Raw genomic sequence first — 17,729 nt, 5'->3', positions numbered from 1 at the left:
CCTATCGAGACTACAACAGATTGATTGATTAACCGGCGTTTTTTCCAACCCCGGTTTTATCTAAACCTTATTATCACATATGCTCAATACGATAATTGGCAATTAGTCTAAATTCACTGCCTGGTTGTATTGTAATGATATCCGTGGCGGCATTGGTCGTTTCCACGCACAACATACGCAGATAATCGTCATCTTGCAAATCAGCCATCTCTGCCGAAATTCTGGCCCATGGGTTCCACACTACAGCCGTTTGACTGCCTTGAGACGCGATATAAATCCGACGCTTCAGAGCAGGATCATGCACGATGATATCGTCTAAGACATCCAGGTAAATGCGATCCACTTCCGAGCTGATGGTCACAGCACCTGATTGCATTTTTTGCTGTCCCTCATCGGCCTTGTCGAGGTACTGCCTGCCCTCCAATCCTGAAACACGGGCTTGATGAATATTACCTACACTGAAATAGGTGTGGAAGGCTTGCGTAATCGAGATGGCCTGATCTCCAGTGTTGCGTGTCACTAGTGCTAGATTAAGCGTTTCTCCGACTATCATTTCCAGCCTCAAAATAAAGGCATGTGGCCAGATAGTCTGCGTCTCCGGTGTATCTGTCAATCCTAATACCACTTGAGTATCACCATTAGCCGTCACACTCGTTTCAATCACATCCCACATGCGGTTACGCACAAAACCATGCGCCGCACGGTCTTTTCCTTCTGGATCAGGGCCAAACCAAGGCCAGCAAATCGGTACGCCCCCTTTAATGGCTTTTCCTGCCTGATAATAAGCCTTCTGGCTGAGAAACATCAAATCATCTGTTTTACCAGCCGGCTGAAAAGAAAGCACCTGACCGGCGTAGACTGAAATCAGTGCACTGGCCTTAGCGTTTTTTACTCGAATGAATGGAAAGCCACCCTGTCCTTCAAAAAATTCAACCTGCCCAGCAATGCCATGATCTCTATTTAATTGTGCAATACCCATTTTTTACCTTATTTTTTGTCGCAATAAGTTTGGAATGATAAACTCAAACCCCAACTTCATAAACTGCTATTAGTAAATCATCCCGCTTACTTTTAAGGATATGCCATGACTCACACTTTATTCAACTCACTGCAATCGCTACCACTCCCTGATGGCAAAACCGCTCAATTTTACTCTTTATCAGCATTGGAAGAAGCCGGTCTTGGTAAGGTATCGCGACTTCCTGTTTCTATCCGCATTGTGCTGGAGTCGGTGCTGCGTAATTACGATGATAAAAAAGTCACTGAAACGCATGTTCGACAGCTGGCTGGGTGGCAGCCGAATACCGTTCGTACGCAGGAAATTCCGTTTGTAGTTGCGCGTATTGTGTTACAGGATTTTACGGGTGTGCCGCTTCTGGTCGATCTGGCGGCCATGCGCAGCGCGGCAGAAAGGCTAGGGAAAGATCCCAAACGTATTGAACCGCTGGTACCGGTTGATCTGGTAGTCGACCACTCCGTTCAGGTCGATTACTATGGCGATAAAAATGCGCTCGCACGCAACATGGAAATGGAGTTTGCTCGCAATAAAGAACGCTATCAGTTTATTAAATGGGGGATGCAAGCGTTTGATACTTTCAAAGTTGTCCCGCCTGGCATTGGTATCGTGCATCAGGTCAACCTGGAATATCTGGCACGCGGCGTGCATCAGAAGAATGGCCTGGTTTATCCAGATACGCTGGTCGGTACCGACTCGCACACCACCATGATTAATAGTATCGGGGTAGTAGGCTGGGGTGTAGGCGGGATCGAAGCAGAAGCAGGCATGTTAGGGCAACCGGTTTACTTTCTCACCCCGGATGTCGTCGGTGTCAATCTAATTGGCCAGCTACGTGAAGGCGTCACTGCAACAGATCTGGTTTTGGCCGTCACTGAAATGCTGCGTAAAGCAAAAGTAGTCGGCAAATTTGTAGAATTCTTTGGTGAAGGTACCGCATCATTAAGCTTACCTGATCGTGCCACTATCGCTAACATGGCGCCCGAATATGGTGCCACGATGGGCTTTTTCCCAGTTGATGACGCCACTCTTCAATACTTTAGATATACTGGCCGCACAAATGAAGAAATCGATGCGTTTGAAACCTATTTCAAGGCACAAGGGCTATTTGGCATGCCGAATAAAGGAGATATTGACTACAGTCAGGAATTGCAACTGGATTTGAATTCAATTATACCTTCGCTCGCCGGACCAAAACGCCCGCAGGATCGTATTGCAATTGGCAATCTTAAATCAACTTTTACTGAGCTTTTCAGTAAACCCATGGCTGACAACGGTTATGGTAAGCCAGCGGAAGATTTGACTCGCCCCTATCCCACCCGCGATGCAGCCTACCCGAATAATGTAGTATGCGTCACTAGTCCGATGAATCAGGATGAAATCACTCTTCCGCCTGGCTCTGAGAGAAATGTGTCTGAACTGGTCAATAATCGCCCCACTCAGAATCCTGTCAAAATCAACGGCAAGGTAGATCACCCTGTGGAACTGCACCATGGCGACGTCCTGATCGCTGCGATCACATCCTGTACCAACACCTCCAATCCTACGGTACTGATCGCTGCTGGGCTACTGGCAAAAAAAGCGGTTGAGAAAGGTCTGAGTGTCAAGCGCCATATCAAGACTTCACTTGCCCCCGGTTCGCGTGTGGTCACAGAATATTTGACCGCTGCCGGCTTATTGCCCTATCTGGAGCAGCTTGGCTTCAGTCTGGCGGGTTACGGCTGTACCACTTGTATCGGTAACTCGGGGCCGCTGCCCGAGATTGTTGAAGAATGCGTCGTCAAGGAAGACCTCGTATGCTCAGCAGTCCTGTCCGGCAACCGAAATTTCGAGGCAAGGATTCATGCCAATATCCGTGCGAATTTTCTGGCTTCACCCCCTCTGGTAGTGGCTTATGCTATCGCCGGCACGGTATTGAAAGATCTCGATACTGAACCGCTAGGTGTAGGAGAGGACAATCAGCCTGTGTGGCTGCGCGATATCTGGCCAAGCAGTGCAGAAATCGCCTCTCTCATGAAATTCGCTACCCAGGCCGACACTTTCCGTCAACTGTATAGTGATTTCACCAAAGATATCCCCCTTTGGAATAATATTACCTCGGTCACTGGCAAGCTTTATAACTGGCCAGGCTCCACCTATATCGCCGAGCCACCTTTCTTTCAGGATTTTTCACTGCAACCAGCACTTAACAACCAGTCTGGAGGCATCATGGGTGCGCGAGCATTAGCGATCTTTGGCGATTCCGTTACCACTGATCACATCAGCCCGGCCGGCGCTATCAAGGAAACCTCACCGGCAGGTCAATATCTGCTCACCCATGATGTGACTCAAACAGACTTCAATAGTTACGGTTCTCGCCGCGGTAACCATCATGTCATGATGCGCGGCACTTTCGCCAATGTGCGCATTAAAAACCTGATGGTTCCTGGCAGTGAAGGTGGGATAACATTATTCCGTGACAGCAATACTCCTGATGGTGAACAAATGCCCATCTACGATGCTGCTATGCGATATATCGCTCAAAATGTGCCTACCGTAGTGTTTGCCGGTAAGGAGTATGGCACGGGATCAAGCCGTGATTGGGCAGCTAAGGGTACGCAGCTGTTGGGGGTCAAAGCTGTCATTGCGGAAAGCTATGAACGTATCCATCGGAGCAATCTGGTCGGCATGGGGGTGCTGCCTTTACAATTCATGGGCAATCATACTGCCTCCTCCCTTGGCATCAAAGGTGACGAACAATTCGATATTGTTGGCATCGACACCATTCAACCCCAGCAAGAAGTTACGCTTGTTATCCATTCCAGAAATGGCAGTCAGCACCGCATCCCGTTGCTCTGCCGCATTGATACCGCTATTGAAGTCGACTATTACCGGCATGGCGGCATCTTGCCTTATGTGCTCAGGAAGTTACTGGTGAGTTAGAAAACTTTAATGCGCGCTGGAGGATATCCTCCAGCTTGTCTGAGCTAACAAGATTATGTACCACAACTGACTTAAAGGTATTTAATTGCTACCAGCATCTAGCCATATCACTATAAATGATCATCTTGGCTGCCATGAAGTATCACAATATAACGCCTAATAAAGCAGTTAAATCCATTTCCAAATCAAACGTGACACGAATGCGATCCACAGATAATATAAAAATAATATGGCAAGAAGAAGTCAGCAAGACCAGGTTTGATCTAGAAATGGAATAAATCCTTGCTTACGCTGTTTGAGACTTTTGCAACCTACCATTTTGTATGTAGCATTGGAAATAACTCAGTTTGTGATTTTAACCAATATCTTATTGAGGCTCACTATAAGGTATGGCTGTTGACTGCTTCTCTGCGATCTGCACAGCGCGGTGTAACTGCCAAGCAAAGGAAGTTCTGCTGAAAGCCCAGAATGAGGAGAAAGGCAACCCCGCCTCTCTCAAGGCGTAAGCTGCATACTGATGACAGGTATGGAGAACATGGTACGAATGTTTTGCAGGATAAAACAAAGAAGTTCCAAAAGCAGTAACAGAGTTACGGTCCGCTATCGTAGTATCGAGGTGATGGCGTAACCGCTGGTAACCTTCTTCACTCAGGCGAAATATGAAAAGATCAGAAGGAGGCTGAGGTGTACGATTCGCCCACACTTGGTCATACCAGCCAACTTCAACCACTCCTTCTGTTGGCCAGAAAAGCGCTCGCATCACCCCAGTCAGACCCCACCTTCCTTCTAAATACCAGGCTTGCTCGGCATAGCCCCATTCCTCGAAACGCTGATTGCGAATGAAAGGTAGGAGATGGCCTAGGGAAGAAGGCAATTGAGGAAATTGATGTTCTACTTGGTGTGCACTATTCACTGTCATTTCCTCGCTTTGAGGGAAAGCAATCATTGCATGCCATGTATCAAGCGATACATAAACAGTTCGGGCAACGGAATTGGGAGGGGGTGGCCATAAATTTTCAACAGGCAAGGCACAGGCCGTGAGTAGAACGCTTACGCTTACTAAAGGGAACATCGCTGCATAACGAGTCAAATTTCAATACAATAAAAAATGATTAAAAAATAAGATAATTGTCCGCTATCATTGGAACTACTCTAAATAATTCCATTGCATTTACTCTCTAGCTAGATTTGTATCTTGCCATTTGATGCGGAGAAGATGCGAAGAACACGTATCTTGAATGAGCCATTAATCAACTTGGGAATTGCCAAATATAATGAACATACTCATTACTGGCGCAACAGGATTCGTAGGCCGGCACCTGCTACAGCGCCTCAAACAAGACCATCATACCATTAAGGTACTCAGCCGGAATGGGGCACGTGCAAGCCAGAAGCTGGGTGTACCAGCCTTTAGCTGGAACTATGCAAAAGAGGAGGTACCTGCTGAAGCATTAGAAAATATTCAGATCATCATCCATCTGATGGGCGAGAATATAGGTAGTGGCCGCTGGACTAAAGAGCGCAAGCGCGAAATGTATGATTCACGTATAGTAAGTGCCCGCAAGCTGGTAGCCGCAGCCCCCGCCAGTCTGGAATGCTTTGTCTGTGCTTCAGCTATCGGCATCTACCCAGGTGAAGGAGATGATGTTTATAATGAATCCTATGACGTACCTGCCCAAGCAGATTTTATGCAGACCATCTGCCGAGACTGGGAAGCAGAAGCTGCAAAAATCGAAAACAAGGGGGTACGTCGGATTAGCATCCGGACGGGTATAGTATTGGGTGATGGCGGCATGCTGGATAAACTCCTGCCCTTATTCAAAATAGGATTAGGTGGACCGGTCGGTGACGGGCACCAATGGCTTCCATGGATTCATATTGATGATCTGGTTTCGATATACAGCAACGCTGTACTAGATACGCGCTATCATGGTCCGATCAACGCCGTTTCACCCAATCCGGTTCGATACGGCGAATTTGCAGCTGCACTTGGCAAGACGCTGCACCGGCCAGCGTTCTTTCCTACACCGGCTTTTGTACTAAAACTGGCATTAGGTGAAGCAGCTGCGCTTGCGCTGAACAGTTATCACATCGTTCCTACCAGATTACTGCAAGAATATAATTTTAGATTCAAATTTACTGATTTATCGGCAGCGCTGGAAGACTTATTTGGCAAAAGGTGATGCTGGGTTGTGATAAATTGACGCGCTTGAAATAACAACACTACAGTCTGTTTTCTGGTTTATGTGACATCTGTGTCCAGATGGCAATGTGGGTCTCTCACAAGCCTTGGCAGTGAGTCGACCAGTCTTATCCATTCTATTTTTGATGCAAACATTTTGGATAACCTACCCCATAACAATGCTTTCACCGCGACCCTCCACGATGATTTACAAACAAGTGACTTCTAAGAGTGCTGTCTGAAAATTTACCGGCATGCAGTAAATACAAGCTAAATAGCATGAGATCGATATAATAATCATTACACCACGGCTGGAAGAGCTTGAGGGAACTTGATATTATTTCTTGTCGTAGCTTCCCTCGCCGTAACGCCGTTTTAGCAATAACTCCAACAAGCGCTGCCCCCACTATATCTCAAACCCTTCAAAAAATCGCCAATCGCACATTAAATCACTACTATCGTATCCATCGGAATCTGAACATTCCATAAATCGATTCATCATAAGAAATTCCGATTCCTTTTATTATTTTTCTTATGTCGAACTCACGTTACAATAGAAAACTATTAACCTCGTACCACCATGGTATCACACTCCAGTAGATGCAATAGATTTTGAGCTGTACTTCCAATCATAGCTTTAAGCAATCCTTTGCGGCCTTGTGTACCAAGCACCACAAGGTCAACCTCCTCATGACGTACATAATCGCACAGCAATACTTCCGGGTATCCTTTTTCAATCACACGATGAAGACGATTTATAACTGAGGGTTCTAATGCCATTTGAGCAAGAAAGCTGTCACACTGATTGTTGGCAGTAGCTTTCCGCTTCTCGTTTACCATTGTGTCTCCTCCCAAACCAGCCCCCTCATATGTGTGGAAGAGCGTTAGTTGTGCATCACTGAACCAGCGCACCGCAATCTCAAGAGCAGGTTGCGAAACTGGTGAGAAATCTGTTGCTATTACCACATGCCGATACGACCCTCGAACACGACGGCGCACGATCAATAATGGAATCGATAACTCTTGCAGCAGCTCATCTAGAGTGCTTCCAAATTGAGTACGGGCGATAGGTTCATCGCGTCCTACGCCAGTGATCACTAAATTGCTATTTTCTCTACGTGCAGCTTCAAGTATGATTTTGTGGGCCACGCCTTCAGCCATGTATATCTCAGCGTCAATGTTATCTGCCTCTAAATCCCTGTTTAATCGACGTGATGCAATAGTCCGGTAATCCTCTGGACGGCGCCACGAAGGCAGCTCCTGCGTAACCTTCACATAGCGAGCAGCATAAGCAGGATCAATTGCATGCACCACTAATAATCTAGCTTCCCAGGCTTTAGCTAGTTGCGCCGCACGGTCCAATGCACGGTCGCATCGACAGCTAAGGTCGGTAGCAAGCAGTAGATTATGATCAACAGAATTATCTTCCATAAATTAATTCCTTAAAAATAGCTATCATATTTAACCAGTAAAACCAATTTAAGTAATGAAGCCTCAAATGTTTATAATTATGTTAATTTTTTCTTCATACTTAAGTTTCTTAATGTAGCGTGAGTTCGGCATAAAAGAAACTGTAAAAGGAACCTAAATTCTTTGTGATGAAAGGATTTTGGAAAAGAGTTTCATCATTAGAAATTAGAGGAATCAGATTCCGAGAAGATAATAATAATTTTTTGTACAATTGCAGGCTTTTGCAAAGGGTTTGTGATGTAATGAGAGCAGCGCTTGTTGGAATTATCGCTGAAACGGCGTCGCGGGACGATGCCCGCGACAAGAAGTCCTTACTTAATATCAGTCTCCCTCCAGCTCTTCCAGCCGTGTTGTCGTGATCCTTATGTTATGTTGAATCCAGCCAATTGATTTTATTCCATTTCCAAATCAAAAATAACGCGAAGGCGAACCGCAGACAGTATCAATAATACGGCAAGGTGAAGCCGACAAAGTCAGTTTTGATTTAGAAATGGAATTAAATAAGCTATTAATTCTATTTCAGCAATACCATTCAAGTTTGAGTATATAATTCAACGAATACTACTGAAGCTTATTTTTCTCCGATAAAACTCAGACAGTTTTGATCATTTTTCAAATCCTGAGAAGTTATAGCGAGTGAAATTTCTCGAATTTATCTCATAATACTGTATTTTCATGTTTCATCAATTGATACCTACACAATTTATCGCATGAGTGATCCCACTTCTACTCAATTAATCGCCGCTGTGTTGTTTGCACTCGCAGTGATTCATACTTTTTCTACAAAATATTTTGAGCATTTAGCCCATATCCAGCCGCGTCATGCGGGTATTTGGCATCTGCTGGGAGAAGTCGAAGTAGTATTCGGTTTCTGGGCAATGGTTTTGATGCTTTTTATGTTTGCCATAAGCGGCAAGCAGGAAGCTACTGACTATCTCAACTCACGCGACTTTACTGAACCGTTATTTGTATTTGTGATTATGGTAATTGCAGGTACGCGCCCCATTCTTGAGTTCACTGCATTTGCCGTGCGGTGGACTGCACGCTATTTACCATTAAACCAGGGCATGGCCATGTATTTCCTGGTGTTAGCTTTCGTGCCACTAATGGGTTCATTTATCACTGAACCCGCCGCAATGACGCTGGCGGCGCTGATGCTGCGTGACACGCTGTTCAGTAAAGAAGTCTCTACTAAACTAAAATACGTCACAGTCGGTGTATTATTCGTAAATATCTCTATTGGCGGCACACTCACACCTTTTGCAGCTCCGCCAGTATTAATGGTAGCTGCCAAATGGAATTGGGATATTTGGTTCATGATCTCCACTTTCGGCTGGAAGGCCGCGCTGGCAGTGGTTATCAATGCAGGCTCAGCCATGCTGTTATTCCGGCATGAACTCAAACATATGGGGCAACAAGATAGCACCAATGCATCCACGGTTCCGATATCTATAATTTTTGTTCATTTGGTGTTTCTGACAATAGTCGTCGTATTTGCCCACTACCCTGCTGTATTTATAGGAGCATTTCTCTTTTTCCTGGGATTTGCGACGGCTTATCAACGGCACCAGAATCCGCTTATCTTACGTGAAGCATTACTAGTAGCCTTCTTCCTGGGTGGACTGGTAGTACTCGGTGGTCAGCAACAATGGTGGCTGCAACCCATCTTGATGAAGATGGATGATACAGCCGTATACTTTGGCGCTACAGCATTAACCGCGATTACAGACAATGCTGCACTCACTTACTTAGGGTCATTAGTCGATGGCTTAAGCCAGGAATTCAAAGTAGCATTAGTAGCCGGTGCAGTAACAGGCGGCGGCTTGACCGTCATCGCTAATGCCCCGAATCCTGCTGGCATCGCTATTTTGCGTGGAAAATTTGAGGAAGGAACTATTCACCCGCTGGGACTCCTCATTGCTGCACTACCCCCTACCTTGGTAGCCGTACTCGCATTTCGTGTGCTGTGATCAGCAGTGACTCGTAGAACCTGGCATAAAATAAGATCACATAATCAGACGACACTTAGATCCTACGAGTGATACTTTATCCCTCCATTACATTGGTTTCCAACATTTTGGATGTTAGGCTTTTCCCGAGAAAGTAATCAGACATTCTTAAAATTTTGAGTAATCATGGATTTGGTCCGGTGCTAAGGTTGAGTTAACGTATGCAGGCTTATCATCAAACCAGCGATACAGCATGGGCATGACCACCATCGTCATCAGCGTCGCTGTTGTCAAACCACAGACCACCACAATAGCGAGCGGTTTCTGTACTTCAGAACCCAGACCTGTCGCCACCAGAAATGGCGCTAAACCCAGAACGGTTGTGGCTGCGGTCATCATGACAGGACGAAAGCGCTGCGTACAAGCTTTTCTCACTGCTTCCTCTACACTCAGTCCTTGCTCACGCAATTCACGAATAAAAGAAATGAGCACGACACCATTCAATATGGATGTACCCCATACTGCGATGAAGCCTACTGAAGCTGGGACAGAGAGGTACTCGCCCGTCACAAAGAGACCAACAATTCCTCCCACTGAAGCAAACGGTAAAACTAAATAAATGAGCCCGGCAAGTTTGACTGAGTTAAACAACATGAACAGCAAGAAGAAAATTGCCGCCAAGGTAACGGGTACAATCACACCAAGTGTTGCCATGGCTCGCTCCATATTCTCGAACTGCCCACCCCAGACAAAATAATAGCCGGGAGGTAATTTAATTTCTTTCGCAGTACGCTTCTGAAGCTCTGCGACGAAACCTCCCATGTCGCGCTCATGTACATTAGCGCCCACCACCACCCGGCGTTTAGCAAATTCACGTGAAATAATTGCCGGACCGTCAACCACCTTAATATCTGCTACTGCGCTGAGGGGTATCAGCATGCCACCACTCTTCGCTCCAGCCGGTGCAGCCGTGCTGGCGGGCCTTAACAAGAGAAGATCCTTGATCGCTTCCACATCATGGCGAAATCCTTCCGGGAACCTCAAAAGCAGTGTAAAGCGGCGCTCACCTTCAAAAATCTGAGTCACTGCTTTACCGCCAATGGCGGTAGCAATCAGCTCGTTAACATCAGACACATTGAGGCCATGGCGGGCAATCGCGCGACGATCAATATTAATAGTCAATTCCTGCTGACCTGATAAACGTTCAATGCGGATATCCCTCGCTCCGCGCGTTGACTTGACAATGCGTGCGACTTGCTCAGATAGCTTGCGCAATTCTTCCAGATCATCACCAAAAATTTTAATTGCGACTTGGGAGCGGACTCCGGTTACCATCTCGTCCACCCGCTGTGCAATTGGCTGGGAGAGCACGATATTGACCCCTGGCAGATCTGCCAACGCTTTACGAATATCTTCTTCAATTTCTGCCTGGGTGCGACCGGATCCTGCCAGATCCAGATCCGCAATTGGGTCTGACTCATTCTGTGAGGCCGGATCTGCCGGTGTGTCCCCACGCCCTAGCTTGGATACCACAGACTTAACCCCCGGTATGGCGGCAATCTTCTGCATCGCTTCTGTCTCCAGCTCGATGGCTTCTTCCAGAGAAATGGAAGGCGCCCGAATAATAACGGGGGTCACTGCCCCTTCTTTCATGATTGGAATAAACGATTTACCCAAGAGCGGGAACAATGCAAAGGCAACCATCAACGAGCTGATTGCAATAATCATGGTCTTTTTCTGATTACGCATTGCCAGATTAAAGATGTGCAGGTAGCCATGCTTAAGAGCGGCAACAATTCTGGTGTCATGCTCGCTGCCACCAGTCAATAGATAGTCACTCAGCACGGGTGACAACAGCACAGATACAAAGAGTGCAATCAGCAATGAGAGCGCAATCGTGATCGCCAGTGGACTGAATGTTTTTCCCTCCATGCCTTCCAGTGTCATGAGCGGTATAAACACCAAAATGGTCACGAATACGCCAAAAATGACTGGTGTGCCGACTTCAGCCACTGCCTTAACGATAATCTCGAATTTGGATTGATCCGTCCCCTTTGCTTGACCAAGACGCTGGTAGATATTTTCAACCACTACCACAGTGGGATCTACCATCATCCCTAAAGCAATCGTCAACCCACCTAAAGACATCAAATTAGCAGGCAGACCGTAGTAATTCATCACTATAAAGGTGACGAGCGGAGTAATGATCAGTGTGAAGCATACGACGACACTGGTTCGAACGGTTCCAAGAAAGATGGATAACACTACAATGACGAGAATCAGCGATTCGGCTAAGGTACTCTGAACAGTTGCTAAGGCACCATCCACCAAATCCGTTCGATCATAAAACGGCACGATCTGCAGACCATCTGGCAGCAAGCCACGCTCATTAATTTCAGCGACTTTTTCCTTAATCCGCCCCACAATCTCCTTGGCATTGCCCCCGCGCAGCATCATAACAATACCCGTCACCGATTCAGTGTAGCCATTTTTGATGCTCGCGCCCTGGCGAACTTCACCACCAAATCTTACTTCCGCCACGTCACGCACATAGATCGGCACCCCACCCACTTCCTTAAGGATGATATTGCGGATATCATCCAGCGTAGTAATTAAACCCACTCCGCGAATCAGGTATTGCTCATAGTGCATTGCTAATATATTTCCGCTGGCATTGGCATTGTTACTGGCCAGTGCGCGATCAACTGTGGTTAGGGTTAAATCATAATGCCGCAACTTGTTAGGGTCGACGTATACCTGGTATTCCTTGACATGTCCGCCAATGGAATTGATTTCTGCCACACCCCGGATAGAGCGCAACATTGGACGCACCACCCAATCCTGTATGGTACGCCGCTCAGTCAGCTCCTCTTCAGTCAATGCCCGCTTACCATCATTCGGATGCTCTATCGTATATTGATAAACTTCACCCAGACCAGTGGAAACGGGCCCAAGTACCGGTGTAATGCCACGGATCAACCGTGGCGTCACATCAATAATCCGTTCCATCACGAGCTGGCGCGCAAAAAACACATCGGTTTCATCCGTGAAAACCAATGTGATGAGTGATAATCCACTCTTATTCAGAGAGCGCATCTCGACTAATCCCGGCAAGCCCGTCATGGCAATTTCAACCGGCACAGTGACTAATCGCTCCATTTCCTCCGGGCTGCGGCCTATTGCAACAGTCGCCACTTGCACCTGAATATTGGTCACGTCAGGAAATGCATCCACAGAAAGGTTTTTAGCAGCAAACCCGCCAGCAACACATAGCGCTAACCCGATCACTAAAACCAGCAGGCGCTGGTTTAACATGGCACGTACAATTGCTGCCATCACACATTACTCCAACTCAGCAAGCTTACGCTCGCTGTCTAAATGATAAGCGCCTTCTATTACAATACGCTGCCCCTCTGTGAGTCCACTCAGCACCGGACGGAAATCAGCAACTTCGGGCCCCAATTCAACCGGTATTCGCTCAAAACGATCATCACTTTTTGCGAGAAAAATATAATCCTGGTTCAATTCACGTACCACCGCCGCCTCTGGAACAACCAATGTTTTATGCTGCGGATCGGTAATGTGCATATTCGCCAGCATATCGGGCTTAAGTTTACGATCCCGATTCTCCACTAAAACCCGAGTCATCACAGTGCGCGTGACGCGATTGACGATATCCGAGACAAAAATGATCACCCCATCACGTCCACTATTGCCTATGGCAGGAACATCAATTTGTACATGCTGACCGAGCCGAACATCCCTGGCGATTTGCTCCGGCACATCTCCAACCACCCACACGGAAGAAAGATCAGCAACCTGAAATAGTGGGTCAGAAGGTTGCACCACTTGGCCTACAATGACGTTACGCTCAATAATGTAGCCTTCTCTGGTTGACTTGATATCAAGCCACGGTAGAATCTTTCCTTTTTTAGAGAGTTCTTTTAATTCAGTACTACTCATTCCAAACAACCTTAATTGATCTGTTGCCGCACTCAGTTCAGCCTGGGCAATTTCCAGCTCGGACTGCCGACGTTCAACTTCCGCAAGGGGTATGACATCAGCGACCAAAAGATACTTTGCACGCTCAGCCGCTTTCTGAGTCACGACGACGCGCGATTGAGCACGTAAATAGGCCAGTTGTGATTGCGTTAACTCTGGGCTGGTAATACGTGCCAATCGATCACCTGCTTTAACGTAATCCCCCAATACGACAAACAAATTGATGATACGCCCTGTTACGTAAGAGCCAATTTTCGCTGTCCTTTCCTCATCCACCTGAACTCGGCTGGGAACTTGTATCCTATCAGCCAGATCAACCAGCATAGGTTGGCCAATTTTCAGTCTGTTTGCCAATTCAGGTCGGATAGTAATACTATTAATATCCCTTTCAGCTTCTGATTCCTGTTGTGTAACTTCCTCATTTTGAGAAGATTGAGGAGACTGATTCTGATTGCACCCTGCCAGTAGTGCAAATAAAACGAAGCCCACTATAGGTAACGTAATTTTCATTCTGGAATCAACTCCTTGGGGTAATGTGCACGTAGCCGGTCAATTTCGGCCGCGGCTGCTTGCAGATCAAAACGCGCTTGTAAAGCATCACCCAGGATGCCACGAAGGACACGTTGAGTATCTAGCACCTCGATCAAACCACGCTCACCAAAACGATAGGCAGCCTGGGCAACTTCTACTGCATTCTCGGCTTCCTTGATTAACCCGCTCTCAAACATTTCAACTCTTCGCTGGGCAATCTGCAAAGCCTGCCATGCAGATTCAAATAGCTGGCCCACCTCGTAACGGCGATAATCCAGGGTTTCCCGGACGCGCGCAGAATCAAAGATTGCACTATCAATTTCGCCACGGCGGCGATAAAAAATGGGAACTCTCACGCTTAAACCAGCGGTGTTAGAGTTAAATTGGGTATCTTGATAATTAGAGTATAGAACGTTTACAGAAGGAAGCACGGAAGCACGTTCCTGATCAATACGCAACTTAGCGCGTTCTTGCTCGGCTTGCAAACGCACTATCTCTGGATTCGCTTCTGGAACTTCCTTTCGTAACATATCTAATGGAGGCAATGCTACTGCGTCTTTCAAAGAGGCTTTGACTTCAAAATTAGCCGGTAACGCACCTGCTGAAAACTGCAATAAAGCAACCCGTGCCCGCTCGGCATTCAGTCGCGCTGCCTCTTTACGGTTCTCTACACTCTTAAGCTCGGTCTCTGCCCGAATAAGCTCAAAACGGGCCGCTTCTCCTCTCTCTACATTTAATTTGATACGCCTGTGAACTTCCTTAAGCAGATCAAAAATACTTTGTTCCAATGCAGCTTGTTCTTGACGCAGTAATAACTCATAAGCCCGCACGCGTAATTGTGCAGCCAAATCAGCTCGTACCTGATCCAGGCTGGCACGTCCGGCCTCAACTCCAGCCTCTGCCGCACCAATGCGTGCGCTGCGCATAAAAGGATTTTCAATCGGCTGGTTAACTGTAACTGTGCGTTGGTCTGACATTGGTCCGGTTAGGGATTCCGGGATTCGCCTATCGACCGGACCCGCCATTACCATCACCTCTGGATTCGGGTAGGCGGATGCAGCGACTACGCCCGCGTTAGCAATATTCACTTGCGAACGTGCAGCCAGGACTAAACCATTTGCTTCCAATCCCAAACGCTGGATTTCCTCGATGGAAAACTTTTTAGCTGACTCTTGAGTCCATACTTTGCCTGGCTCTTGAGCCCATACAATAGGGCTTAATAAAAAAAACAAGCTGAGTAAGATAATAAATTTCCGCATATAGTTTCTAATCAACTTTTAATTTGGATCTTAGGGAAGTTAAGGCAGATTTAAACAAAATGATGATGTGTTGCAATGTAAAAGCTATAGAGGCTATCACTGTGATGGCTGGAAAAATAGAGTTTTTTCGACAAAAAATTAAAAGTGGGGTAGAAGATTCCTGAATTTTACTAGGTATTATTAAGCCAAATAATTATTTATGCCCTATTTGTCGCGATAAACTAATTGCTATCGCTTTTTCCATTTCTAAATCAAAACTGACTTTGTCGGCTTCACCTTGTCGTATGATTGATACTGTCTGCGGTTCTCCTTGGTGTCATGTTTGATTTGAAAATGGAATTAGTAATGAGCACTTTATCTGTTTGACATAATAAAAATAAAATTACTACCAATTGTGATATCAGAATCACATCTAGCTAAAAGTACAATTATAAATTTAAAAAATGAATACAGCCTGAACAAGCTGTAAAAAAATATAATGCGCCATCATAAATAATTTAGGATTGATGGAATGCTTTAAACATCCTATTTTCAACCTGCTTTTGTTTCGAAAAGTAACAAGTTGATTCCGAGAAAAAATGGAGCTTCCTGCTTGCTATGAGGTATTAGAATTGAACCTGGATTATAATTATTTACTCAGAATAATCTGCCACCAAGCTACCCATATGGAAGTTTTATCACGGCTTCACCCTCTTCCTGATATTTCTATTCATAATAATTTTTACCTACCTCTTTGACCTTTCTTTAATTTATGCATATACATCTTCTCATTCCAGGATTATTTTGGCCTGAAGCTGGAAGGCCTGAAGTTTATAGCGACTTGTCTTTGTCTGCTTTAGAAGTCATCCTGGCTAAAAGCCGCTATACCGAGAGTCAGCCTCAAGGAATAGAAGAATGGCTATGCCGGTCGTTCGGTGTGTCGAAACAGCAAGATTGGCCAGTTGCACCCATCATGTTACAACTTGATGGGGCAGAGAAAGGATTTGATCAGAATGGGTATTGGTTGCGCGCTGATCCAGTTCATCTGCGGATTCAGCACAATCATATGCTGTTAGCTGACAGCCAGGTTTTCTCAATTTCCTTAAAGGAATCGATACAATTTACCGATATGCTCAACCAGTATTACAGCAAAAATGGTATCTTATTTTTACCACTCCACGCTGATCGCTGGTATGTGCGTATTCCCAAAATCCCTTCCTTGCAAACCCGATTGCTCAGCGAAATGATTGGTAAAAATATCAATAATTTGCTCCCGCTTGGAGAAGAGAGTTCAGCATGGCACAACATTTTTAATGAAATACAAATGCTGCTACATCAGCATCCGCTTAACCAGGAAAGAGAAGAGCATGGCGAATTGGCGATCAATAGCATCTGGTTCTGGGGAGGAGGAATGATGCCACAGAATATACACTCAACTTTTAACCAAATATGGTGTGATCATCCTTTTACTCATGCCCTGGCAGTTGCAAGCGGCGTAAACCGTCATCCACTTCCTCCTGATGCAAAAGCGTGGCAGCACCAGGCCATACCAGGTAACCATTTAATCGTACTTGATTCTCTATGGGGGAAAACGCAATATAGGAATATATATGAATGGCGCGAATATTTAAGTACGCTAGAAAATAACTGGTTTATACCCTTGCTCGAAGCAATGAAAAAACGAATAATTTCTCAACTGACGATTACCGTTTTAAATGAAAGTGGCATAAAAAACTTTATAATGACACCCAATAATTTATGGAAGTTCTGGGCAAGAGCTAAATCCTTATCAAGTTATGGGCAGAACTGATCAAGATAAAATAAGGGCGCTCTAAAAATTCAGAGTTTTCAACAAGACAAGGTGAGAACAAGAGAGGTTGGCGCAACCTATCACTGATAGGTCACTCCATTTCCAAATCAAGCATGACACGCAGGTGAACCGCAGACAGTATCAATCATACGGCAAGGCGAAGCCGACAAAGTCAGGTTTAGTTCAGAAATGGAACTAAAAAATATACTGCTATGGTAGCGACTATAGCGGCACGCCTTTTCCTACTATATACCAGAGAATAGTTTTCTCCTTTATGACCACTCTACAACCTCTAAGCCTGCTGCTCAGCTTGTTTATATTCTTCCCACTGTTCAGGCGTAAGTGTTTTCATGGATAACGCATGGATCTCTTCCTTCATTTTATCGCGTAAGGCCCGGTAAACCAGTTGATGTTGCTGAACCATACTTTTTCCTTTGAATTGTTCACTAACGATGACAGCGCTAAAATGACGCCCATCTTCTCCTTCTACCTGAATCCATTCACATGGTAAAGATGTTTCAATACATTGTTTAATATAATCTGAGGTAATCATTTTCGATCCTTTAGATAAATAATTTTCATGTTGCTGTACTGAGAATAAACCAGGAAA

At 45.7% G+C, this 17,729-nt stretch carries 11 protein-coding genes; 4 read left to right on the top strand and 7 right to left on the bottom strand.

Annotation, left to right across the window (positions count from 1 at the left end; translation table 11 throughout):
• Positions 1-73: 73 nt before the first annotated feature.
• On the bottom strand, positions 74-979 hold the full coding sequence (locus BM283_RS03730) for a D-hexose-6-phosphate mutarotase (RefSeq protein ID WP_090689752.1): 906 nt from the start codon (positions 977-979) through the stop codon (positions 74-76).
• 105 nt (positions 980-1,084) lie between these two features.
• Between BM283_RS03730 and BM283_RS03725 the strand changes: the two genes are divergently transcribed.
• Entirely contained in the window at positions 1,085-3,937 is a 2,853-nt protein-coding gene (locus tag BM283_RS03725) for an aconitate hydratase (protein WP_090689748.1), read from the top strand.
• Between the two features lie 367 nt (positions 3,938-4,304).
• Here the strand turns inward: BM283_RS03725 and BM283_RS03720 are convergent, their stop codons facing one another.
• Positions 4,305-5,027, bottom strand: coding sequence for a DUF2459 domain-containing protein (locus tag BM283_RS03720; RefSeq protein ID WP_139225184.1), 723 nt, complete (start codon positions 5,025-5,027; stop codon positions 4,305-4,307).
• A 184-nt stretch (positions 5,028-5,211) separates the two neighbouring features.
• On the opposite strand from BM283_RS03720, the gene BM283_RS03715 reads away from it, so the two are divergent.
• Positions 5,212-6,120 (top strand): TIGR01777 family oxidoreductase, encoded by a 909-nt coding sequence (locus BM283_RS03715; protein ID WP_090689741.1) that lies wholly within the window; start codon positions 5,212-5,214, stop codon positions 6,118-6,120.
• Between the two features lie 563 nt (positions 6,121-6,683).
• On the opposite strand, the gene BM283_RS03710 is transcribed toward BM283_RS03715, so the two are convergent.
• A complete protein-coding gene (locus BM283_RS03710; RefSeq protein ID WP_090689738.1) occupies positions 6,684-7,550 on the bottom strand; it encodes a universal stress protein in 867 nt (288 codons plus the stop codon).
• A 749-nt stretch (positions 7,551-8,299) separates the two neighbouring features.
• Between BM283_RS03710 and BM283_RS03705 the strand changes: the two genes are divergently transcribed.
• On the top strand, positions 8,300-9,559 hold the full coding sequence (locus BM283_RS03705; RefSeq protein WP_090689735.1) for a putative Na+/H+ antiporter: 1,260 nt from the start codon (positions 8,300-8,302) through the stop codon (positions 9,557-9,559).
• 147 nt (positions 9,560-9,706) lie between these two features.
• On the opposite strand, the gene BM283_RS03700 is transcribed toward BM283_RS03705, so the two are convergent.
• Genes BM283_RS03700 through BM283_RS03690 form a run of 3 tightly spaced genes read right to left on the bottom strand, consistent with a single transcriptional unit; the run spans position 9,707 to position 15,330 of the window.
• A complete protein-coding gene (locus BM283_RS03700; RefSeq protein WP_090689731.1) occupies positions 9,707-12,877 on the bottom strand; it encodes an efflux RND transporter permease subunit in 3,171 nt (1,056 codons plus the stop codon).
• Between the two features lie 3 nt (positions 12,878-12,880).
• Positions 12,881-14,050: an efflux RND transporter periplasmic adaptor subunit gene (locus BM283_RS03695; protein WP_090689727.1), complete on the bottom strand. Its 1,170-nt coding sequence runs from the start codon at positions 14,048-14,050 to the stop codon at positions 12,881-12,883.
• The gene (locus BM283_RS03690) at positions 14,047-15,330 is read right to left on the bottom strand and encodes a TolC family protein (RefSeq protein ID WP_090689724.1); all 1,284 of its coding nucleotides are present in this window, start codon (positions 15,328-15,330) and stop codon (positions 14,047-14,049) included. The genes BM283_RS03695 and BM283_RS03690 overlap by 4 nt, the downstream gene beginning before the upstream one ends.
• 751 nt (positions 15,331-16,081) lie before the next feature.
• Here BM283_RS03690 and BM283_RS03685 point away from each other — a divergent pair.
• Complete coding sequence (locus tag BM283_RS03685) at positions 16,082-17,119, top strand: phosphoglycerate mutase (protein ID WP_090689721.1); 1,038 nt, start codon at positions 16,082-16,084, stop codon at positions 17,117-17,119.
• A 292-nt stretch (positions 17,120-17,411) separates the two neighbouring features.
• Here the strand turns inward: BM283_RS03685 and BM283_RS03680 are convergent, their stop codons facing one another.
• On the bottom strand, positions 17,412-17,672 hold the full coding sequence (locus BM283_RS03680; RefSeq protein WP_046850667.1) for a BolA family protein: 261 nt from the start codon (positions 17,670-17,672) through the stop codon (positions 17,412-17,414).
• Positions 17,673-17,729: the final 57 nt, after the last annotated feature.

Origin of the sequence: Nitrosomonas sp. Nm34 (genome assembly GCF_900113925.1) — a bacterium.
In the GTDB taxonomy this organism is placed as follows: domain Bacteria; phylum Pseudomonadota; class Gammaproteobacteria; order Burkholderiales; family Nitrosomonadaceae; genus Nitrosomonas.
This window is presented reverse-complemented; position numbering and strand designations above follow the sequence as displayed.